A 20,670-nucleotide genomic window follows, 5' to 3' on the forward strand; every position below is an offset into this window, starting at 1 on the left:
GACCGATGATCATCGTTACCGACCTGTCCAGAACACCTGAGTTGACCGACATGGCTGCGCGGTTGGGGATCGTCAATGGGCAACCGTTTTTGGTTGGGGAGGATGGTTCGTTTGATCGCGTGCTTAATACTTTTCTTCGTTCGCTGGTCGATCCTGCTTCGCCGCGTCCCAATACCTGGCGTACCTATGCCTATCACCTGGCACGTTTTCTGAAATGGCTCGCGCAACAGGAGATTGCCTGGCGTCAAGTGAATCGCGATGTTCTACGTGCGTATTACACCGCGCGGCGCTTTGTACAGACGAGGCCGATCTCTGCGCGTACCTGGAACAATGTGGCTGCGGCTCTGACCCGTTTCTATGCGTGGGCGGTTGTCGCTGGCGAAGTCCCAGCGACTCCCGTGTCATACCGCGAGATACGGGCTGGGCGTATCGCTGCCGTGCCCGGCATTCGGCCGCTTCGATCCTCTCTTACCGAGCACGTGTCGTCGATTCCGGTACGTTACGTTCCACTAAGAATCTACTTGTCAAAAGTTCGACCCGCATTCGGTGGCACTCGCACTGCTGAGCGCGATCGTGCGTTTGCGGATCTTTTATTGGCGACTGGCATGCGCGTGGCTGAGGCGAACAGTTTACTGCTTGCGGATCTGCCAGATCCCGACGCACCCGAATGTTGGGGCAAGAAAACCATACCGCTCACGCTCAAGCGGGGGACGAAAGGCGGCAAGGTAAGAGTCATTCGCATACCCATCCATGTTTTGCGCACGGTCTACCGGTATGTTGCCGAAGATAGGGAGAATGCGCTGGCCGATATTTCCATGAGCCAACGCCCTGCTGAACTGTGGGTAACCGAGACGGGGGCGCCAATGAAAACCGCCAGGTGGCACGACGTCTTCAGGAGAGCGTCGAAAACGTCGGGGAATCAGTGTACGCCCCACATGCTGCGTCACGCCTTTGCTATCCACCAACTCACGGCCATGATTCAGAGACTGATTTCCGATCCGACCTATCGCACCGATCCGCATCAGCCGTATCGCACGCTATTGAAAGATCCACTGCGGCAACTACAGCGCTTACTTGGACACGCCAGCCTTGCCTCCACATTCATTTACCTTGATTGTCTGGAGGAGGTTGACCGTATGATCGACGACAGTCTGGGAGACTGGACTGTTCCTCTACAGACGAGGGACGAACCGCGATGACCCAGATCTTGCCGTTGAAAGCACTCGACGATACGCCGTGGCTGGCCCAGGGTGTGCTCGACCTGCGCGCCCGTTTTCGTAAAATTATCGACCTGGTTGAGTACATTGATAGGCCATTTCTGGTCGACATGGTAGGCACGGCACTCTGGTACATGACCCAGGTCGATGGTTGTCTGAGCGCCTGGACTTCGGTCATATCGATACTTCGGACGTGGAGGCTCTTCTGCGAATTCGTGGATGCCGACGTCAAGGCAGGCTGGCAGGAACCGCAGACCATTCACGATCTGACGTCACATCATTTCGTGCGCTTCGCGGCCTTTTTGGTTTCGAGGTATCCGTCGCAGAGCACGCGATCTGCTTGCTTCTACCATCTGACCGGCTGCCTTCAGGTTCTGCAAGCCAACCGGTCTTCCATCTTCGCAGCGAATTTCGTTGTGCCGGTGTTTCCAGAGCGTCAGATCTCGGTACCCGGGGCGCGAAGAACGCCCTACACCGACGCGCAGATGTTCGAGATTGTCCGGATTTGTAGGCGCGAAATTGCCGCGGTGATCCATCGCCTACGCATCGGCAGGAAATTGGTTGTGATGGGCCAAGACCCTAGTGGGTATAAGCGGAACGCTTGGCGCTCCCAGGCGAACGTCCTTTGGTACGTGCGTCACGTTCTGCACGGAGCGCCTTTCCTATCCTCATGCGTCGACAAGTCCGCACACCCATCCCTCAGTTCGGCATTGCACAAGCACCGGGCGGGTTATCCATCGATGGACGGAACCTATGCCTACCTCTATCCGCACATCGAAGATCTGACCCCGTTCGTAATCTTGTTGCACGCACTGCTCGACGAGAACCACCAGTGCATCATGGATCTAAGACTCGGAGACATTGAACCGACTGAGAACACCCGCGTTTGCCGGATCCGATTCGTAAAGACGCGTCCGGCGCGAAAGGAATTCACGAAGCTTTACGGCAATACATCGATCTGGTCGCCGGGGCGCATCATTCACATGATCAAGCTGGTTACTGCTTCCCTACGGCAGTGGACGAGCGACCCCGAGCTCATAGATCGCCTGTGGGTGTATCTTGCCCGGCGCGGAGAACCAGTACGTGCGATCTCGGAAGGTGAAGCCACGCGGATGGTGTCCGAGTTTGGGAAAAGGCATGGCCTTCCAGATCTGCAGCTGTCTCGATTTCGCGTAACCAATCTTTCCCGAGCCTACCGTCTCACGGGCAACCTTGCGCTTATCAAGGACCGCGCCCGTCATGCGCAGATGCAGACAACCGTGCATTACCTGACGAATCCGGGAACGCGCGATCTGCACCATGCCAGCATCGAGACGGCTCAGAACGAGGCTTTGACCCTCTTGGCGGGGACGGTCGTCGCGTCCCGGAATGATGAGAGCGAAGCCGCGCTGATTGCGGATCATCTGCGCGTCGGGGCCGAAGCAGCGACTCGCATTGCCACCGGTGAGCAGGACGTCTTCATCGCTTCGTGCAGGGACTTCTACAACCGACCTGATGGCCCACCCAACACTCCTTGCGATCGCCCCTTCGCTTGCTTCACGTGCCGCAACGCGGTCTGGACCAGCAGCATCCTACCGCGGCTTATCCGTTTCCGGGAGTTCCTTGAGGAACAGCGCGCGTACCTTTCCAGCGACGAATGGCAGATCCGCTTCGGCTTTCCCTATCGGGTCATCACCGAAGCAATTCTCCCCGCGTTCAAGCCTGAGATCGTCTCGTTAGCCGAAGCGGCGGCGACTCTTGAATCGTTATACGTGCCGGCTGCGATGAGGGGGAACTAATGATGAAACGAACGGGCCGCGCTAGCCGCGACGTAATCGACGAGAACTTTACATCGAAGATTCCGTTGGAATCTGTGATTGCTGAAGGGGATGGAATTATCACTAGATTCGGCGATCTCAAGTGGGATCTAGCGCCCCTGATTTGCGCCACTCACATCCCGGCGAGCAACAAGATCGTGAGGTTCGACTTCGAAGTCACGCCTGGCCGGATGGCTAGCGAGGTTGGCGGGCAACGCCTGGTCCATACCATGAAGGAACTCGCGTATGCGCGTTTGTTGGTACCGCTGCCTGGTATGAGGCGACGTTCACCACAGACGGTAATCGTCGAGACGACACAAATCAGTCTCCTCGCCCGTTGGCTGGTGCGGCGTGGAATCACGCGTTTCTCCGAGACCACGGCGTCCTTACTGGAAGAGTTCCGGGATCACATGATGGCCAATCGTACGTGGGAAATCGGCGATAGAAAGAAAGGGAGAGCTACTCTGCAAATTGCGTTGACCCTTCGCGTCGTCCAGCGTCTGTGGGAATACCGGGACGCGCTCTCGGACACGTTGTCGTTCTATCCGTGGCAAGGCGTCAATCCCCGCATCGTCATCGGTTTCCAAAAGCACCGGGGCGAAGAGAACCGCACACCGGTGATCCCCGATGACGTTATGAAGGCGCTAGGAAAGCATGCTTTGCGCTACGTTGAGCATTTCTCGGCAGACATCATCGGGCTTCGCGCGATGCTCGAGAGCGCTCGGGCAGAACGTTTAGCTATGGGCTATAGCGAACGCCGCACTCAGAGTGACGTGGATGGCTGGATATTCCGCAAGTTTGTTAGATGCGTGCGCCTATCTACGGATCCCGAGACGACTTTGCCCTGGCGATCTCTGTGGGTACGATATTCTGACTTCAGGCACGAGGAACGCATGCTCATTGCTGCATGCTTCATCGTCGTCGCCTGGCTGAGCGGCATGCGCGTCTCTGAGATTCTGGCCATCCGGGACAAGCCGGTCTTTGCTGAGAAGTCACTGGACGGAAAACCGTTGTTGCGTGTCCATTCCAGACTGTTCAAAGGAGTCCCTGAGCCGCAAGGTAGATCGGAAAACTGGGTCATTGTGCCGCCTGTTGCACGCGCTTTGGAGACGATCGCAGCAGCGACAGACTACCAGCGCAACAGCCAAGACGATGTCGTGTTCCGGAATACGACCGGCGCACCGCTGAAGACGATCACCATTATCGAATACATCAATCTGTTCCGGGATCATGTCTCAGCTTTGTTCCCGTTCGCGCAGATCCCGCTCGGGGAGGACAGGAATCCTTGGTATTTCAATACGCGGCAATTCCGACGCACTCTGGCCAGGCATATTGCGCGGCAGCCGTTTGGTGTGATCGCCGGCATGCTCCAGTACAAGCACGTGCATATCGCCGTGTTCGAGGGCTATGCCGGTAGTGACAATCTCGATACCTGGAAGAAGCTCTTGGCACAAGAACGGCTGCTGGCTAACGCCGACTTTCTTGAGGAAGTTGCCCAGGATGTGATCGACGGCAACGTGACCGGGCCCAAGGGCGAACAGATGCTGCGTGAATTCCGCGGCGCTGCCGGTGATCGTCGCAAGGATGATATCGCCTACTACTTGCGGCACAAGGCAAAAAACTTCTATCCTGGCGCCATGAATTACTGCTTCTTTGAGCCGGAGACCGCCATGTGTCTGTCGGACGTCAAGAGCGATGCTCAGAAAACTCCGGTGCTGTCCTTCTGCCACCCTGACCGATGTGCAAATTCCTGTATCTCTGCCAGGCACAAGCCCGTGTGGGAAGCCGCGATCGCTGATGCTGAGGCCATGCGGAGCACTCCCAAACTGCGCTCCTTGCAACTCGTAGCCATTGACCAGGAAATTGTGCGCATGAAAAGCGCGATCGCCCATTTGCCGGACAGCCGCGATGAAGCGTAATTCGAAACAGGAGGCGGCGCTACGGCGTAAGTATGCCGCCAAGCGCGACGACACGCGCACGGCCTTCGAGCGGGCACTGTCCAAGATTGCTGAGGATCCACTGGCAGTCCTGACAGAAAAGTCCCTCTATGTGACTGCAGACCGCTCGCGTGCGACGTTGAATCGTTATCCCGACATAAAGGCTCGGCTGGCGGCACTGCGTGACGAGCGCCAGCGAACACTAGGCGATTCAGTACAGCGCGCGACATTGTCTGCAGAATCGGCGGCCACCGCCCGTCTCGTACGCGTCCAGGGCGAGCGCGATGCGATGGCGCAGCGCGTTGCCATCCTGTCGTTAGCGCTGCAGGACCTGGAGCGCCGGAACGCGTCCTTGGTCCGACTTCTTCGCAAGCATCGGATCGCGGTTCCGCTAGAACTGGTGGCTGGCAATAACCGCGATGGGAACATCTAATTGCCGGAATTTGGACATCGAGACAATGCGAGACAGTTTCGCATTGTGTTGGGCTTACGCGCGTTACTAGCGCAGGGGCTCATCAATGAGAAACGTCTTGACAACACAATACAACTACACGCGTTCAGCCAAAGAGCGCAATTCGGAGAACGCTGCGGTGTTCTGGAATAACCCGGAAATCGCGACCGCTTACGAGGGCCATTTTCAGAGCCGGCTTTCGTACTGTCAGTGGTATCACGGCTGAAAAAACAAAAATCACGAAGGAGCAGAGACCATGTTTCGACCCATTACCTTATCGGCCGGCATCGCGCTCGCCGCTACTCTGGCCGCGTGCTCGCCTCAGACCGGCACGCAACAAACCAGCGGTCAGCAGGGCGCGGCAGCGCAGCCGGCGTCTGTCGTTGCGTCGGCCGACAACAGCGAATTTCACCAGTATCAGATCACCTATGCCGCCGCTGAAAGGCAGGGGTACGGGTGCGATGCGGACGACGGGTGCGCCGCGCGAGCTGATGAAATGGTTGCCGAAGCGCGGCGTCACCTGATTGCCGCCGTGAACCAAGGCGACCATCGCGCCGCAGACTTCATTGCGACCAATGCCGTGTCGGCCACCGTCTGGCATGAGACGAGCGCGGGCATCATCAAGCGCGCGGACTCAATGCTGGGCAGTCACGACGGGAGCGCCGCTGTCTGGATGATGCTCGCCGGTTATCTAACCGCACACGGCGATTACGTCCCCCGAAACTACGACCGCGCGACGCTCTACTATGCGTCGGCATGGCTCGCAGGGGAGAACGACGCATCGGCAAGAGCCGCCAACATCTATTACGCATCAAACGACCTGGTGAACGCGTATCTCTGGTCCCTACGCTGCACGGATGGATGCAGCGGGCTCGATATGTCCCGCACGGACCTCGAATCGTCCTTGGACAGCCCGACCATCAAGCTCGTCCAGTCGAAGGCGTCTGATCGTTCAGTCTTGGGGCTTTGACCATGAAGCTACTCGTGACCCTCTTCATTGCGCTGTCGGTTATGTCCACGGCCGCCGAAGCTGGCCGGGGAGGCGGTTCATCCGGCAGCGGCGGCCGGTCTTCTTCTTTCAGCAGCAGCCGTTCCAGCAGCTCGTCCAGCCGTTCCGGCAGCTCGTCCGGTTACAGCCGCTCGGGGGCAGGCACATCGCGATCCTGGTATTCCGCCGGCAGCACGAGTCGCAATTCGGCATCCTCGCTTCGCTCCCGCTCGTCCGGTAGCAGTCTTGGCGGCCTTTCCGCACGCACAACCAGAACGGCGACCGGCACGTTCCGCGTCTCTGATTCCGGCACGCAGGTTCGGGTCAGTGTGCCGCAGGCCACCGCGAGCAGGATGTTCGCTGCGCGCGTGACTGGCAGCAGCGCAGCGGGCTTCCGCTCGCTTTCCTATGGGGTAGGGCAGGGCGCATCGCCCGCCTCGCCCGCGAAGCCCTCTGAACGGCTGCAAACCATCATCCGCGAGCGCGAGGTAAGCAATGGTCCGGGATGGTTCGGCACGGCTGCGCTCGTCTGGCTTCTCAGTCAACACGACCTGTCGGATAGCGACCGCTCCTGGATTTCATCGCAACTTTCCAGCGGCAACGATGGCGATGGTCAGGATGCAAGTGTCGATCGCATCACCAAAGCCCTTACTTTTACGTGGGACGGATTGCCCGAAGCGGTCAGGGTTGGTCAGCCCGTAAAGATAGCCGTCAGTGCCGTCGACGCGAAAGGGCATCACCAGGCGCTCGATTGTGCAGTCACGAACGGATCGGCCAGCACGACCCTGACGGAAAACGGCGTGGTCATGACCTGGACCCCAGCGACCGCCGGAACGGGATTCCTGCAATGTGACGGTCTGAGCGAAGGCGAGCGCCGCGCCGTGGCCGTCACCCTCTGACACAAAAACACTTCAAGGACACTTCATCGTGAATCCGATCAACACCTTCTTGTCCCTGCATTCGACTCAGGTTGAGACCGGCCTGATTATCATCGCTTTTGTCTATCTGATCGTCGCCGGACTCGCGTGGCGTAACGGCACGATCCGCGCAAGCTCGATGGCGTCGTGGTATGGCGTCCTGCTTGTCATTGCTGGGCTCAACCGCGTTCTGTTCGTCGCACACGGAATGGCCGGCGGCCTACTCTGGATCGTGATCGGCCTCGCCCTAATGGGTTACGTGGCTGTCCGCTACCGCCCTTCAACTCGCGGTGCAAGCCTCTGACCAGAAAAGGGTAAGGACAATGAACGACATAACCGCTTTTATCTGGACGTACAACCGGGAAGTTGCTGCGTGTCTGACTTTCGCCGCCGTCGCGTTCCTGTTCGCCGGCATCGTACTCTGGCGACACGGCATCACGAAGCCGTATGTGCTTGCGTCGATCTTCGGGTGGACGCTGGTTGCGATTTCTCTCATTCCGATTTTCACGGGGGCACGCGGCTGGGCATGGGTACTCGCCTCGTTAGCTTTCATCGTGGGGCTCGCGCTTGCTGGTCTCCAACAACTCGTGGCCGTTCGCAGGAGGGAGCGTGCAAGTAGAGCAGTTTGAGTCGTTCGCGTTGCCGGCGACTTTCCCCGCAGAGTGGATGCCGCCTGAAGGTGCCCGCTTCGTGCGAGATTGTGTCGCCGGCATGAGCAGGACCGCGTTGCTGCGGATCGCGAGAAGCCGGGGATTTCGGCCGACGTGGGAGCGCCTTGATGGGCACGGTCCCGGTCTCTACGGCATGTCGCTCACCATCGGCCGTTGCGTGGTTCCTCTCGTGGTCCGCATGCGAGCGATTCAACGGCCCGCATCATCGGTGCCCGACGACAGTCAGAAACCTCTTTTTCCCGTGAGTGAATCGTGACCGAGAACACGATCTTTCAGCAGCTCGCCGATACCGGCCTGTTCGGCGAAGCGAAGCAAACACCAGACGGCCTTGTCGGGTTCGAGCGCACGCCGCTCCTGCTTTCTCGTGCCGAAGAAACATACGCGCTGGCCGGGCGCGCAGCGTGGCTCGATCAGCCTGCCGGATGGTACGCAACCACGGTCAGCGACATCCCGGCGTTGTTCGCGTGGCTTCCCAAACTGCTTGCGCCGCGCTTCTGTCTCGCTTCGTCCGACGATCAATGCTGGCAGTGCCGGCGGCCGACTCGGGTGTTCGCCCTGTGTCTGCCTGCCGACTACCTCTTTCTCGGGATCGACGTGGATTCTGACGACGATGAGGAAGAGGACGACTATTCGGTTTCTGGCGAAGCGGACTTTGCGAACGTGCCTTTGATCGGATGGCATGCCGGCGAGTCAGGAACGTTTGTCGGCAATCTCGGGCGCACGAACAGCGGCGTGCGCCGCTTTCTCGAAGCGCACTGCCCGAACTATCGGCCAGACACCAGTAAGACGTTGCGCGGCCATTACTACATGAACCACTGTGACCATTGCGGGGCGAAGCTCGGCGACTATTTCTTGCATCAGCGGCCACGAGGGGCGTTCTTTCCTACAAGCGAGGACGAGGCTATGCGGATCACATTGCAGCCGGCCAACGAACTGCTGATCGCACAGGGCGAGTATTTCTTTCGCGACCCTGACTACATACCGTACAGCCATGTCCTGCCGGTCGGCGACCCGGCCGGGTAGTATCAACGCCGGCAGCGGCGCTTTCCGCCGCATAGATCAACGGCCGCAGGGCGGCCCAATTTACAGGTCAGCAATGGCGCAGAAGAAACCAACCGCGAAGGGCAGGCCGGCAACCGGCAAGGCGAAGACACCGACGCAGCGAACGAGTCAGATGGAGGCCGCGTTGGTCGCGGCGGGCGGCCGAATTCTCGGGCGTGTTCGACTGTCGCCACAGGCCGCAGACGCTCTTAGACGGTTGGCCGAGAAGTACGGCACCGACCGCGCCGGCATCGAGGCCGCGCTGATCGCTCACGCAAATACCGTTGCTATCAACGATAAATAAGTCTAAACTACTTATAGACCGAACAAATTACGGAACAAAATGACACGCGATCCTATCGAAGACCCTCAGGCACGGGGCGATTTGCACGTTGAGGATGCCGGGGAAGATGACGATTACGACGACTCGTATCTTTTCCCGATGCCCTCGCTGAAGGAGAAAACGTCCGAAGAGCTACGTGCATTCATCGCGGCGAACATGGCCGACGCGCATGACCAGACGGACGGCACGGACATGAATAGTGATGTTCGGATCGACCACGCGCAGGACGCCATCGAGCAGGCGCGTGACATTTTGATGAAGCGCGGGCACAGCTTTACTCAGGAAGACCGCGAACAGATGTCGTTTCTTAGCTGGCCTCTGACACCCGAGGAACAAGCCGAAAAGAATAGGCGCGACGCCATTGAGGCAGAACAGCAGAAAATCGCGTGGGCCAAGGCCGAAGTGCAGCGCAACGAAATGCGTGACATCGTTAGTGCGTTGATTCGTGGCGAAGAGCTGCCCGGCGTTGAGGTCGACCGACTCCAATTTAACATTGGCGATTCGAGTATTCGCGGGCACTTCAGCATATCCGGCGCGGAAGTTCTCGCGATGACTGAGAAACTTCGCACGATCACGGGGGATGAACCGAAACTCGCGTATTGCTGTTCGGCTCCCGGCATCAAGTTCGCCGACGACCCCGCTCCTGGATGGGGGCTGTACTTCTACCTTACCAAGCAGCCGGAACTATGGGCGCTACTCACTGAATGGATGCGTCGACCAGACTTCTACGTGCATGCGAGCGTTTGGGACTATCGCCCGGAGAAGACCGGCGGGGTATGGGTAACTGTCACCGATCTTTTCGAGCGGGCACCTGATCGGATTTCCGAACTATGGTCGACCGGACATCCGGGCGGCGTCGTGTCTGTTGCTCAGAACGACGTGACGCCTTTGCAAGCGTGTGATCGAGTTCCCGAGTTGCCAGAATTCGCAGAGACACCTGGCGACGTTGCGCTGCCCGACGAGCATCTTCATCAACTAGCCGGCCCGCCCCCCGAGCCACGGAAAACTGTGATGCGAACTTTCTCACTCTGCGCCGCTGTCGTCATGTTCTTGCTTGGATGGTACGGCCTTACCCATAAGACCCAGCCGGTTGCAGGCGCGGTCTGCAATCCTTCTTCGAGCATCCCAGCGGACAGCAACGGCCATGCTCTCGTTTGTACGGAAGGCATGTGGAAGAAATCCGACAAGCAGGGCGGCTAAATGGTGAGCGCAATGCACCCGCGATACACGGTCCTGAGCAGCGGTGTTGCGTCCAGCGCGGCCGACGCACTCACGAGGCTCGAAAGTAAGGTGAACGAGGCTCTTCAGGAAGGGGCAACTCTTTCTGGCGGCGTCAATGTTGTCTACGGCCTTGCAGGGAGAGTGTTCACCCGCTATGGGTATGAGGCGTTCCAGGCTGTGCTGATCGACCAACAGTAAGCGGGGTTCAACATGAAAAAATCTGTCGTTCGCTCGTATGTCGCAACAGCCGTGTCACTTCTATCGCTCGCCGTTGCGCTGTACTCGATGTGGCTTGTCGTCCCGTTCGTGGAAGGGGAGGCGCGGTCCCCGATATGGATGACGTGGAACCACTTTGCGCCGACCGATATGCGCGTCACCGGCTCGTTTTCTTCGGTCTCGACGCAATCGTTTTTTTGGCCGCTTTGGCAGAGCGTCATGTACTACGTCTACGGCATTGTCGGCTTTCTAGCCCAAGCCGGCCTGATTTCGATTGCTGGCCGCGCATGCGCGCGGACACTGGAAGTTGGGTTCCCGGAATTCATGCGGGAAGAACGGGAAGCCTACGAGCGCGAACGAGAACAGGCGGCAATTGAGGCGACCCGTGAGCGCAGGCGCGAACGCCGCCTTGCGCGCCTACGCGCTGCCGACCGAAGCGACTGCAACGGCGTGGGCATCGGCGTAGCTATCGGGCTACTCGTCGCCTGGCTCCTTTAATCCAGACAGAGCGGCGTTAGCAGAATTAACCAGTTTGATAAAGAAGAGGAACGAAGAAATGGCATCGAATAAACGAAGCTACGGCGACATCCAGCAACAGATTCAGCAGCTCCAACAGGAGGCAGAACAGCTCCGCGCCGAAGAGGCCGCAGGCGTGCTGGAAGACATCCGCGCGAAAGTCGCGACATATGGTTTTACTGAGCGCGATGTTTTTGGGCGCAAGCGCGCAACACAGAATGGTAAAAAGCCGCAGGCGGGCGTGCCCGGCGAAGCGAAATACCTCAATCCGAAGACCGGGCAAACATGGAGCGGACGCGGGCGTGCGCCTGCCTGGATTGTGAGCGCGAAAAATCGTGATCGTTTTCTGATCGCCAAATAACAATCAGATCAACACTCTTTACGGGGCGCAGCATGGGCCAGAATGAAGACGCAGGAAGACTGCCTGGCTGGACACTACTTGTCGGGCTCGTCGGTTGGGTCATCCCATTGATGATTCTCGCCGCATGTCAGGAGTTCGGCTTGCCGTGGGTGATCGGGATTCCGGTCGCGATTGCCGTTCTGGCCGGCTCGGTTCTGGCTGAACGAAAGATCGAGCGCAAGTATCTCGGCTCGCAGCAACGGTGAGGTCCGCATGAGCACTCAGTACATCCCGGTTTCGGACTTGCTCTCGGCCACGCGGCTTGACTTCCCTCAGTATCTCGATGCCGTGCAGTTCGACTACAAGGGAATTCGCTGTCACGTCTTCGGTGTCTTGCATGGCCTTACCGGCGGCACGAACAGGGGATATAAGGAGCTGGTCAATCGCACCATCGCGCAAGCTCCCGGACTTCGGCTGGGCGAAATGCGCTTTTCCTCGCTCTATAGCGGCCTGCATGGCGAGCTGGACGACTGGATGCAGATACCACTAGGCGACGCATTCTGGTTTTCCTTCGCCCTTCACATGACGCCGATCCGCATTGCGCAGCTCTTTCGCGCATTCATCCGCGAGCGGCTCGCGGCGAAGGATCGTTTCGGCCTTGCCGATGTCCGGCGGTTGCAGGACATCGGCGGGTCGGCCGCGTTCCATTCCATTGCGCCGGATGAACGTCGTCGCCTCGCGGGGTTCCCTGGCCCGGCACGGTATCTTCAGGAAAACATAGCCCGCCGGCAGGGTAGCGGGACGATGCTTGCCCCGGTGTTTCCCGACAAGGATTGGGAGTGGCTAACGCTCATCGAGCCGTTCGCGAACATCCCGCTTCGCAGCATCCACATGCTCGAATATGGTGTCGCGCTCGCAAGGGAGAACGGAGCCGCCGACGTATCCCTTTTCGTTGGCGAAATTCACAACAGCGACATGGCCTGGTACGCGCAAAACAACTTCTCCTATGCGAGCACGATGGTCGCAGCAGCGATTGCGGGTGCAATGGCTCACGCGCGCAATCCGCGTTCTCTCGATGTTCGTATTCATCGTGTCGTTTTCAATCTCGCGAATGCTGCGGGATCGCTGATCCCGACGTTCTTCTACCTTGGACTCGCATCGCTCGTCGCGCTGCGTGGCCTGCAACTGCTTTGAGGCGGTATGAGGCGTCAGCATGAGCAGAAACCAGATCCACGGTACGACCCAAAGCAGTTTCGCCGGCCTCGTACCGGGAATAACGCCCCGTCGCCGCGTAGCATGCCGCGCATCTTTGTCTTGCTCGCATGGGCGTGTGTAGTTGCGTTGCTTTACGGTGTTTTCACGATGGCCGGCCACGTCGGGATGAGCGGGTAAGACTGTAGCGGTACGTTAGTAAAGTGCGTTTCCAGAGAAGTTTGAATAATTTTTTTCGAGGGGTTCATATGAAAGTTCGAGTGATTGCAGCAGTGGTCGTCTGTGCCGCGCTTCTGTCGGCGTGTGGTTCAAAAAAAGAAGCGTCGGAAAGTAACTTTGCCGAGGTAATAAACGGCCACTTCAGTCACAGTTGTCTTCAGCTCGATCCGAGCAACATGTTTGGACCGCACAGCTACCCGGCCAGCGTTGCCCTGATCCAGCCCGGCATGCTCTTTACCAAGAAGGCGGCGGACGACCAAAATGCGCGCGTTACAGCACCATTTAATGCGCTGGTATCGGCCGGTCTACTCGCTGTGCTGGATGCGCCCGTGCCGGCGCAATTTGGACCCGCAGGAAGCAAGGTTCCGGGGAAGACGTACACGCTGACCGATGCCGGCGAAAAGGCGCTTGCAGACCAGCAGAACAAAAAGGGCACGGCATTCTGTGCAGGTCACTTCAAGGTGCAGTCCATCGTCCGGTTTACGCCGCCGGCCGACGCTCTCGGTCATACGATTTCTGAAGTGGTCTACACGTACAAGGCGGCCGACGTGCCAGCCTGGGCCGCGTCCAAGGACGTGACGGCCGCATTCCCGAACATGGCTGAGTTTCAATCGAAAGACCAGCAGGGCCGGGCTACGTTGGTCCTTGCAAACGATGGCTGGATCACGAGCGAAGATTTCTCGCGTCAGTGATTTTTCGACTTAGCGCAATACAGAAACCGTTTTAACCGCAGCAGCGTCCCCGCTGTGCGGCGTGTTGGCCGGCTCGTACTAGCGGCCCTTTTTGTTCAGTGTAAAAGTGAGGATCGGAGGCGGCATGTTGGCACGCCAACACTACAAGCGTTTGCGTTTCTATTGGCAGGGCCGCGCAAACGGCGGTGCCGGCATGACGGACGGGATTGACCTTGACCTGGCCGCACTCGGGTTAGTCGAGCGATTTGAGCGATTGGGGTCCGGCGTATGCTTCCGCATCACTCGTGCGGGGGAGCAGGAACTTGCGGCGGAAAAAGCCCGTGAGGTAGAGCGTCGTCGCCCGCACCACACCCTGGCGGGCCGAGTGGCCCAATGGCTTCGGGACCAAGGTAGAGTCACATGGGAGAACATCGAACTGTTGGTCGACCTTGAAACCGGCGGTAGACAGGCGATTCGACCCGACGTGTTCTCTATGGCGGCGACCTACGACGAAAAGCGCATCAATCCGTGTGTACACGAAGTGAAGGTAAGCCGCGCAGACTTTCTTGCGGACGTGGCTCGCCCACAGAAGCGAGCTGGTTACGCGAAAGTAGCGGAAGTGGTTTATTACGCTGCGCCTGCGGGCGTTATTGAGGCTGCGGAAGTGCCCACGGCGTGCGGGCTGGTAATTGAGTTGGAACCGGGGGAATTTGAAGTGATGAAGCGTCCGAAGAAACAACCGGTTGCGCTCACGACGCACCATTTTATGAATTTGATCCTCAAGCCTGGCACGCTTACAGCAGCGTGGTAGGAAACCATTTCGGCGCGCATGCGCCCCGCACGGCTCGGTAGCCGGAACCACAGGACCAAAGAGCAATGAATAAGACCAACGTACTGGCGCTCGCGCGCCGCGAAGCCGCTGCCTCGATCCAATGGCCGGAGAAAACGGCCCTGCTACTCAATCCCGACCCTGCTGTGCGCAAACGGCTCAAGAAGGCTGGGATTGTTTGCGGCGTTCTCGCGTTGCTGTTGTTGATTGGGAACGAACCGCACGGGCCGATTCAACATTGGGCTAAGTCGGTAGACAACCGAGAAATGCGACCGTCGATGGAATCTGCCATGAAGGCGGGGAGTCTTGCTGCGGGAACGTGGTTGGCGATGCACTACGCTGATGAATATCCCGGTCTGCTGCAAAAGGAGTCGGACGCGGGCGATCCATCCGCCATGTTTCTTGTAGGGCGCGCTCTGATGCAAGCCGACCATCCAGAACGCTATCTCAAGGTAGACCGCTCTTTGACTTCACAGCAGCTACACGCGAAGGGACTTGAACTGGTCCGCAAGGCTGCCGCGAGCGGCAGTCAGGAAGCGTTGATGTTTGTCCTCAACCACGGCGGCGTCTAACCATTGGAAAAAGGCGATGGCGAGTAAGTCGATTTACTTCGGCAAGCGTGCGACAGTCGATCAGATGACCGAAGCGCGGATGCTTTGCCGGCAAGACCCGGTTTTGACTGAAAAACTGGACAACCTCCTGAGTAAACGGCCAAACGAACGGATCATGTTCAAGTTCATCGACTACTTGCGCGATCCGAATCGCCATAAAGGTCGGTTTGCAGTTGGACTCAACACACGGAAAACAGACAGCCATGAATCAGAAAGAAAACGAATTGCTTGTCGCCACGCTTCGATTTAAGCCAGCGGCTGCACCGATGACGGCAGAAGTGAATATGACCGCTGAAGCCGTCGATTTTTTTGCCGCTGCCAGTACCGGCCATGCTGTCTGGACTTCGATTCCAGGCGCTCCTGTTGGCGATCTTTTGAAACGGCTCGGCAACTGATCGGGGAAACGATATGACAATGGCCTTGTACCACTATCTGCAAACGCTTCAGCCCAAAGTCGCGGTTATTGCGCTGCTCGTCTCGATACCGCTGGTCTTCGTGTCGTACTCCATTCACGAGGCGGCACACTGGTTAGCGGGACGGGCGTTCGGTGCCACGGGCTCGCTTACGTTTTTTCCGTTGCGCGGCAAATCGAGGTTGTGGATGGTGTCTATCATGGGGATGCGTTTCGATGACGCTGCGCGACGGCAAGTGTCACGGTCGCAAATCCGCATGATGGCGCTTGCCGGCCCTGCGTGGGACCTAATGTTTGGTGCCGCGTGCATGTGTTTCTACCACGATCTGACCGGCCCGGAAGTGCTCAGAGCCACTGTCGCCTGCGTAGGCGTTAGCGTGCTGTTTAGTTCGATTGCTTTGAATGTGGTGCCTCTCCCAATAGGAAACGACGGGTGGCGAGTATTGCATCCCGACTAACGCATCGGAAAAAGGAAGGCCACACGGAGAGCTGACGATGGCAAACGGGTCGGTTGCGTTAGGTGATGTAGCAATGCGAGCACGCCATATCGACGTGGCTTGTTCGAGGTGTGAGCGTAGAGGTCGATACCGGTTGGCGAGACTGGTGGAGTCCTTTGGTCCTGAGTTTCCGATGACCGACCTTGGAGCCGAGCTGGGGGACTGCCCGCGCAGGAACGCATCGAATGTTGGCGAGCGGTGCGACATTTATTTCCCCGGACTGCCGAAGATAATGAGCGGCAATGATCCAGAGCCTGACGCTGAAGAGCGGTAAACTGGCCGAAAGATAACGCAACGCCGGCAGAGTGCCAAAACTAGTGATTTTTGTAACACTGGTGCAGTGTTGCGCACCTTACTAAAAGTAGGCGGGGGAAAACCAATGACAGCATTGACAGATGCGGCGTTGCTCGCACTGACGAAGGTCGGTGTGGGCATCTTAATATTCGCGGTAGCTTACGTTCTCGTGTTCTTGGGCACACGAACGCGCATGGATAAGCGGTTTGCCGACTTGACCGCAACGGGCGTTGCCGCGCTCTGCTTCATAATCGCCATGTACGTCGGATTTGTGGGCCTCGGTACTTCATAAACGTGCTGCGCAACTCGCAATGCACCGGTATACCCGTCCTGTTGCTTCTTGGTACATACGGCGCAGTGTTGCGCCCGAACTATGAGAGGTTTTATGAGACGCAGTGACGCCTATAAAGTGGGCTACCGATGGGCCAATGACGGCGAGCCATACCAAGAGAACCCTTACCCTGCATCCTCTCAACAATGGTCAGATTGGCGTGACGGCTGGCGTGCTGCGAAAGCGGATCATGAGGAACGTAAGGCGCGTGAGCGCGCGAGTCTGGATGAGGACAAATGAAGCTACACATGATGAAATTTCCCGTCGCGGCTGCCGCTGTACTTGCCCTGGTGTCCGGTTCGGTACAGGCAGATGCGTTGGTTGATGGAACTGCATACGAGCAAGCGGTAAAGCAGGCGAACGCCGCCGCTGTCCAGATCAAACAACCAGAGAGGCCGCAATGGCTTGAGTCGGGACTGCGAATTGTGCGGGTTGGCGAAGACTGTTCTGCGCCGAAGAATCAGCTTGCATTCGCCACTGACGTGAACGGCAAGCTGATGGCCTGCGGTGGCCCGCATGACCAGTGGACCGACGCTGCACCTATTGTTCGCGTGATAGATCAAGCCTCATTTAGTTGCGGGGTCGGGATTCCAGGATTGTGCTGAGTGTTGCGCTCGGCCCAGCGACGAGTCTTGATCTACTGCGATGGAACGCCAGAAAGCGCAACACTCCCATACATACCAGTCCGGGTGATAACTTTTATTATGACAAATTGAGGATTCCGAACGATGAAAACGGCCGCTGCCGCCACTGCCATTTTGACCGTTGCGCTGTGTTATTCGTCCACCGCACAAGCTCAATGGGGTGTCACTTTTGATGCCCCCGGACCTTGCGCCCCAATCTCGCTGTCGCGGATGCCAGAGGCAATGAAAGCCAACATCATCAAGGAGTATTGTCAGCCGACGAGCGAGAGGCAACGACGCGGCCAAGAAGCCGTTCAGCGCGCAAGACTATGGGAAGTGAGCAACGCATTAGACCAGGTAGACCAGTTGCGCCGCACGTTGCCGGCCACCCCGTTCGACTAAGCTGACGACTATGACTCTTGGGAGCGTCGTTTTCGGTCTTGGCATTGCAGCAATCCTTGCAGGGAGCGGCTGGGAAACTATCCAACCTCTAATTTCGTCAAAAGGCGTGCCGGCGCGCGTCATAACGTGGAAGCTCGGCGGCGTTTGCGTAAGCGTTGTCGGGCTTGCATTACTTGTGTACGAACGGCTTTATCAGTGAGACAGCAGATGCCCGTGTCGGTGGAAGCACACTTCAAATTGCGGCGGCCGTGCGAAAACTGCCCGTTCCGAAAGCAAGGCGCAATCGAGCTTGCCCCCGGACGCCTCGCGGGCATCATTGACGGACTTGTGACCGACGATTGCAGCACATTTCACTGTCATAAGACCGTCCACAACGAGGGGACGGGCGGCGAATGGGATGACGAGGGCAACTACGTCGCGAGCGGGCAAGAGAGTATGTGTGCGGGGGCGATGGTCTACCTTGAGAAGATCGGGCGGCCTACTGTTGGCATGCGGCTCGGCCGCGTATTTGGCATCTACCATCCTGATCGATTGTTGGCGTCGTTTGACGACGTGATCGACCCAACTACTTTTAGCGAGTGACTACGCATCGGTGTTCAACAAGGATCGGCGCATAGACAAAATGATTGACGACGTAAGTTGTATGGTCTATATTCGGAGCGTGATCGAAATGTGCGGTACTGGTCACAACAGCTACCCCGCTGTGTCTTTGGCCGGCCTTCGCGCGTGGCCTTTTTTCTGAATCTTGGAACGCGGACTTCCGCCATGAAAACTCGCGACGACGCCAAAACGATATTCACCTGGTTGCTCGAACGTCAGTCGGCAACGGCTGCTCAAATTGCTTCGGCCGTTCAACTTTCTTCTGAAGACGTTTCCCGCGCCCTTCAGTACGGGCTTCGCCTACAGGTGTTCATTTCGAAAAGGCGTTCCGCTGAAAAGCAGGGCGAACGGGTCGTGTACAGTGTGGCGTGCGCGGCGTTTCCCAATCAGCGGTCGTGCATGCCTCGGCCGTCGTTTGACGCATTACTGTCTGCTTGGGGAATGGCGCTCGTTCCGCCGCCGTTGCGGTCGGTCTCATCGCGAGTGTGCGTGTTGGCCCACGACGAGCCGTTCTAAGGAAGTGGCTTTTTTTTGGGCAGGTGTGTTCAATTATCTTTGTTCAGAATGGATTGCCGTAGAAGAGGCCGTGATGCAAAAGAACTTGTCGACGGAAGAACGCTTCGCGCTGGTGACGGAGAAAGTGAGTCAGCTTCGGAAAGAGTTGGAGGCGCTGGGCGTTGAGTCCTCGTTCTTCTATCGCACGCCGGGCTCTGCACGAACGCCCGTTGGCTATCTGTTGATCGGAGAAACGCCGGCCGACATAGAAGCGGCGCGCGCCGAAAAGCGCGTTTGGTGACAGAGAGGAAAAAATAGAATGTTTGAAATCAATATCTACGGGACGCCGCCGACCGCTGACGCGATCCGCCAATTGCGGGGATCGAATTCGTTTGATGAGAGTGTGGCGTTCAAAGTCTTTATGTACACGCCGATTCCCGGCGTCGATTTGCTGGCCGGACTGGCTACCTACGCTGTCGAGCAGATGGTGAGTGGCAAGGATTTTCAGTATTGCGAAGGCGCGGCAAAGATGGACTGGTCGGAGTCGATGATTACGCAGGCGTATGTTGAGAAGGTGCGCACCCAGGGTCGCGAGCTGGTTCACGTCGAGGTCGATGCGTTGCAGCGCCATCTTTCCATCGAACGGCCGGCACGGGCCGCAGCGTCTGCGGTCGCTGATGTGTTCATAGCGAAGGGTAAGGAAGCCGTCAGCGGCTCGGCTCAGGCCGCTGGCGAGGCATTGGTAACAAGCCTCAAGGGTTTGTTCAAATAAGGACGAGCGACGGCAGATGATCGCCCCGCGAGCCGGCCGGTAGCCGGCTGAGAGAAGTGGTATGACTCAGTATGCGTTGCGTGAAATGTTGCTGTTTGGCATGGCCGTAGTGATTGCCAGCCTGATTCGCGCGGACCTGCTCTGGACGTGGTTTGTGCTCGCGCTTGTCCTGCATGTTGGCCTCACCGTTCTATCGACGTTGGCGTTCAGCCGGGCCGTTGATCGTGGCTTTGTGAAGGCTTCGCGGGCGGTCGTGACAAGGTTCTACGTTCACCCGGACTGCCCTGCCCGCTTGCTGGTCAAGCGGCATATCCTTGCGTCGCCGGCCGCGAGTCTTCGCCGAGCTTCGTGAATTCGCTGTGTGTGCCTGGAGGCTGGTGCCGGCAGGCTTAGGAGAAAGTCATGTTTATCTTTCGTAGTGGCTTCTGGATTTTGGTGCTCATCCCGGCCCTGTACGTGTTCGCCCGTCTGTGGGCGCACATTATCGGTCACGTCCTGCACGGCGGCGGCGTCTGGATTGTTGTCGTCGCCGTAGCTCTGTACGTGCTCGCGCGCTTCCGGCGGCACATCGGTAATGTCCGGCATATTGAATGAACGACCGGCAGACTCATCCAGTGGCCGCGTTGATGCGGGAATTGCTGAAGGTGTTTGATCGACGTGGAGCATCGGCCGCGCGAACTGCGCTCGTAGCTGAAGCCCGGCGTATCGCTCGCCAAAATCCTTGCGTCGAGACAGCCATCACCGAGAGCGTCGCTCGCCTAAAGGACGAGACTCGTGAGGTAAGTTCGCGTCCGCGTGGACGAAGCGGCGGAAAGAAAGAATGCCTATCAGAGACCGAGCAGGCGCAGCTCGTTCGCATGTATCTAGCCGGTATGACGGGGCAGAAAATCGCCGGCCATTTCGGCGTCGCTCGCGGAACGGTGTATCGTTACCTCGAAAAGCATGGTGCCGTGGGGCACGTCGAGCGGCAGGCTTAAAAAAAGAGACCGCGCCAAATGCGGCGCGGTCGAATGTCCCAACGAGCTAAAAAGAAACCACTATTGGGAGC

Annotated in this window: 30 protein-coding genes; all 30 read left to right on the top strand. The window is 58.1% G+C overall.

Annotated features, from left to right (window positions below; all coding sequences use genetic code 11):
* Positions 1-5 precede the first annotated feature (5 nt).
* The 30 genes from BPHYT_RS37825 to BPHYT_RS36545 all read left to right on the top strand — a co-directional run bounded on the left by BPHYT_RS37825 (position 6) and on the right by BPHYT_RS36545 (position 20,599).
* Positions 6-1,199 carry a tyrosine-type recombinase/integrase gene (locus tag BPHYT_RS37825; RefSeq protein ID WP_012431018.1) on the top strand — a complete coding sequence of 398 codons (1,194 nt, stop codon included), beginning with the start codon at positions 6-8 and terminating at the stop codon, positions 1,197-1,199.
* Positions 1,196-2,995 carry a site-specific integrase gene (locus BPHYT_RS36405; protein ID WP_012431019.1) on the top strand — a complete coding sequence of 600 codons (1,800 nt, stop codon included), beginning with the start codon at positions 1,196-1,198 and terminating at the stop codon, positions 2,993-2,995. The genes BPHYT_RS37825 and BPHYT_RS36405 overlap by 4 nt, the downstream gene beginning before the upstream one ends.
* A complete protein-coding gene (locus BPHYT_RS36410; protein WP_012431020.1) occupies positions 2,995-4,932 on the top strand; it encodes a hypothetical protein in 1,938 nt (645 codons plus the stop codon). Before BPHYT_RS36405 ends, BPHYT_RS36410 begins: the two co-directional genes overlap by 1 nt.
* Positions 4,922-5,383, top strand: coding sequence for a hypothetical protein (locus tag BPHYT_RS36415; protein WP_012431021.1), 462 nt, complete (start codon positions 4,922-4,924; stop codon positions 5,381-5,383). Before BPHYT_RS36410 ends, BPHYT_RS36415 begins: the two co-directional genes overlap by 11 nt.
* Positions 5,384-5,480: 97 nt before the next feature.
* Positions 5,481-5,627 carry a phospholipase D-like domain-containing protein gene (locus tag BPHYT_RS37830; protein WP_148225234.1) on the top strand — a complete coding sequence of 49 codons (147 nt, stop codon included), beginning with the start codon at positions 5,481-5,483 and terminating at the stop codon, positions 5,625-5,627.
* A 30-nt stretch (positions 5,628-5,657) separates the two neighbouring features.
* A complete protein-coding gene (locus BPHYT_RS36420; protein ID WP_012431023.1) occupies positions 5,658-6,371 on the top strand; it encodes a hypothetical protein in 714 nt (237 codons plus the stop codon).
* 2 nt (positions 6,372-6,373) lie between these two features.
* Complete coding sequence (locus BPHYT_RS38510) at positions 6,374-7,288, top strand: hypothetical protein (RefSeq protein WP_148225235.1); 915 nt, start codon at positions 6,374-6,376, stop codon at positions 7,286-7,288.
* Between the two features lie 28 nt (positions 7,289-7,316).
* Positions 7,317-7,610, top strand: coding sequence for a hypothetical protein (locus BPHYT_RS36430; protein ID WP_012431025.1), 294 nt, complete (start codon positions 7,317-7,319; stop codon positions 7,608-7,610).
* A gap of 19 nt (positions 7,611-7,629) precedes the next feature.
* The gene (locus BPHYT_RS36435) at positions 7,630-7,935 is read left to right on the top strand and encodes a hypothetical protein (protein ID WP_012431026.1); all 306 of its coding nucleotides are present in this window, start codon (positions 7,630-7,632) and stop codon (positions 7,933-7,935) included.
* A gap of 294 nt (positions 7,936-8,229) precedes the next feature.
* Positions 8,230-9,000 (top strand): hypothetical protein, encoded by a 771-nt coding sequence (locus tag BPHYT_RS36880; RefSeq protein ID WP_012431028.1) that lies wholly within the window; start codon positions 8,230-8,232, stop codon positions 8,998-9,000.
* A gap of 73 nt (positions 9,001-9,073) precedes the next feature.
* On the top strand, positions 9,074-9,322 hold the full coding sequence (locus tag BPHYT_RS36445) for a hypothetical protein (protein WP_012431029.1): 249 nt from the start codon (positions 9,074-9,076) through the stop codon (positions 9,320-9,322).
* Positions 9,323-9,361: 39 nt separating this feature from the next.
* Complete coding sequence (locus tag BPHYT_RS36450) at positions 9,362-10,561, top strand: hypothetical protein (RefSeq protein WP_012431030.1); 1,200 nt, start codon at positions 9,362-9,364, stop codon at positions 10,559-10,561.
* Positions 10,562-10,792: 231 nt separating this feature from the next.
* On the top strand, positions 10,793-11,296 hold the full coding sequence (locus BPHYT_RS36460) for a hypothetical protein (RefSeq protein ID WP_012431032.1): 504 nt from the start codon (positions 10,793-10,795) through the stop codon (positions 11,294-11,296).
* Positions 11,297-11,354: 58 nt separating this feature from the next.
* Positions 11,355-11,675: an H-NS histone family protein gene (locus BPHYT_RS36465; RefSeq protein ID WP_012431033.1), complete on the top strand. Its 321-nt coding sequence runs from the start codon at positions 11,355-11,357 to the stop codon at positions 11,673-11,675.
* A gap of 32 nt (positions 11,676-11,707) precedes the next feature.
* Positions 11,708-11,920 (top strand): hypothetical protein, encoded by a 213-nt coding sequence (locus tag BPHYT_RS37840; RefSeq protein ID WP_012431034.1) that lies wholly within the window; start codon positions 11,708-11,710, stop codon positions 11,918-11,920.
* 37 nt (positions 11,921-11,957) lie between these two features.
* Positions 11,958-12,848, top strand: a complete 891-nt coding sequence (locus tag BPHYT_RS36470; RefSeq protein WP_238535808.1) for a hypothetical protein — start codon at positions 11,958-11,960, stop codon at positions 12,846-12,848.
* 266 nt (positions 12,849-13,114) lie between these two features.
* On the top strand, positions 13,115-13,777 hold the full coding sequence (locus tag BPHYT_RS36475) for a hypothetical protein (RefSeq protein WP_012431036.1): 663 nt from the start codon (positions 13,115-13,117) through the stop codon (positions 13,775-13,777).
* A 124-nt stretch (positions 13,778-13,901) separates the two neighbouring features.
* Positions 13,902-14,567, top strand: a complete 666-nt coding sequence (locus BPHYT_RS36480; protein WP_012431037.1) for a hypothetical protein — start codon at positions 13,902-13,904, stop codon at positions 14,565-14,567.
* Positions 14,568-14,632: 65 nt separating this feature from the next.
* Positions 14,633-15,157, top strand: a complete 525-nt coding sequence (locus tag BPHYT_RS36485) for a hypothetical protein (RefSeq protein WP_012431038.1) — start codon at positions 14,633-14,635, stop codon at positions 15,155-15,157.
* A gap of 242 nt (positions 15,158-15,399) precedes the next feature.
* Positions 15,400-15,591 carry a hypothetical protein gene (locus tag BPHYT_RS38515; RefSeq protein WP_041760067.1) on the top strand — a complete coding sequence of 64 codons (192 nt, stop codon included), beginning with the start codon at positions 15,400-15,402 and terminating at the stop codon, positions 15,589-15,591.
* A gap of 19 nt (positions 15,592-15,610) precedes the next feature.
* Positions 15,611-16,066 carry a peptidase gene (locus BPHYT_RS36495; RefSeq protein ID WP_148225236.1) on the top strand — a complete coding sequence of 152 codons (456 nt, stop codon included), beginning with the start codon at positions 15,611-15,613 and terminating at the stop codon, positions 16,064-16,066.
* A 912-nt stretch (positions 16,067-16,978) separates the two neighbouring features.
* Positions 16,979-17,335: a hypothetical protein gene (locus BPHYT_RS36505; protein ID WP_148225237.1), complete on the top strand. Its 357-nt coding sequence runs from the start codon at positions 16,979-16,981 to the stop codon at positions 17,333-17,335.
* A gap of 123 nt (positions 17,336-17,458) precedes the next feature.
* Positions 17,459-17,755, top strand: coding sequence for a hypothetical protein (locus BPHYT_RS36510; RefSeq protein ID WP_012431044.1), 297 nt, complete (start codon positions 17,459-17,461; stop codon positions 17,753-17,755).
* A 207-nt stretch (positions 17,756-17,962) separates the two neighbouring features.
* A complete protein-coding gene (locus BPHYT_RS36515; protein ID WP_012431045.1) occupies positions 17,963-18,337 on the top strand; it encodes a hypothetical protein in 375 nt (124 codons plus the stop codon).
* A 183-nt stretch (positions 18,338-18,520) separates the two neighbouring features.
* Positions 18,521-18,871, top strand: a complete 351-nt coding sequence (locus tag BPHYT_RS36520) for a hypothetical protein (protein WP_012431046.1) — start codon at positions 18,521-18,523, stop codon at positions 18,869-18,871.
* A gap of 4 nt (positions 18,872-18,875) precedes the next feature.
* Positions 18,876-19,151 (top strand): hypothetical protein, encoded by a 276-nt coding sequence (locus BPHYT_RS36525; protein ID WP_238535809.1) that lies wholly within the window; start codon positions 18,876-18,878, stop codon positions 19,149-19,151.
* 18 nt (positions 19,152-19,169) lie between these two features.
* Positions 19,170-19,622: a hypothetical protein gene (locus BPHYT_RS36530; RefSeq protein WP_012431048.1), complete on the top strand. Its 453-nt coding sequence runs from the start codon at positions 19,170-19,172 to the stop codon at positions 19,620-19,622.
* Positions 19,623-19,683: 61 nt separating this feature from the next.
* Positions 19,684-19,974 carry a hypothetical protein gene (locus BPHYT_RS36535; protein ID WP_012431049.1) on the top strand — a complete coding sequence of 97 codons (291 nt, stop codon included), beginning with the start codon at positions 19,684-19,686 and terminating at the stop codon, positions 19,972-19,974.
* Positions 19,975-20,024: 50 nt separating this feature from the next.
* Entirely contained in the window at positions 20,025-20,216 is a 192-nt protein-coding gene (locus BPHYT_RS36540) for a hypothetical protein (protein ID WP_012431050.1), read from the top strand.
* Positions 20,213-20,599, top strand: coding sequence for a helix-turn-helix domain-containing protein (locus tag BPHYT_RS36545; RefSeq protein ID WP_012431051.1), 387 nt, complete (start codon positions 20,213-20,215; stop codon positions 20,597-20,599). Before BPHYT_RS36540 ends, BPHYT_RS36545 begins: the two co-directional genes overlap by 4 nt.
* The last annotated feature ends 71 nt before the right edge of the window (positions 20,600-20,670 follow it).

Origin of the sequence: Paraburkholderia phytofirmans PsJN, from assembly GCF_000020125.1 — a bacterium.
GTDB lineage: Bacteria > Pseudomonadota > Gammaproteobacteria > Burkholderiales > Burkholderiaceae > Paraburkholderia > Paraburkholderia phytofirmans.